The organism is Escherichia sp. S10b, from assembly GCF_028421345.1.
GTDB lineage: Bacteria > Pseudomonadota > Gammaproteobacteria > Enterobacterales > Enterobacteriaceae > ECMA0423.
Map to the genome: position 1 here is coordinate 1 of NZ_JAHZSO010000077.1, position 590 is coordinate 590.

General features: G+C 60.0%; 1 pseudogene. It reads right to left on the minus strand.

The window, feature by feature from the left end:
* Positions 1–590, minus strand: a pseudogene (locus tag FTE26_RS20190) (conjugative transfer relaxase/helicase TraI); the annotation flags it as partial.

The following is a 590-nucleotide window of genomic DNA, read 5'->3' on the forward strand; positions in this document are numbered from 1 at the left end:
CACCGTCCAGACGCTGTTGGCCACATAACCGCGCTCCCGGTCACTCTTCGTGAAGCGCATCCGGTCACCGGTTCCCACCCGGATGGTGTCCGGAGTGTACAGTGTGACGCCTTCAGCCACCGCCTCCCGGGGCGAAATCAGCCGCGTGTTACCTTCCGCATCCTGCAGGGTTATCAGCCCGTCATCCTTGCTGATACCGGCAATCCGGTGATACACATTATCCACCAGGGCAAGTGCGTCCCGATGTGTCTCCCAGGTGGAGAGACGACGCAGCTCCCCGTCGCGTATATTCGCTGTGTTCAGGACAGGCACCATGACCTGCTCTTTTCCCAGCTCACCGGCCTTTTCCCGTGCATCATGAATCATGCTGTTCAGCACGCGCCGGTCCTCATTCAGGTGCGTGACAATCAGCGTCTGCTCCCGTGCTTCCGGTGTTCTGCCGGTATAGTCGCGGACAATGGCTTCATACAGTGTCATGGGGACATCCGGGAAAGCCTCGCCTTTCTGCATCGCCTTCTGCTGCGCTTCTGCCAGTTTCGCTTCCTGGCTGTGACTGAACTCCGTCACGGAGTGCTCCGGTGCCCATGCGC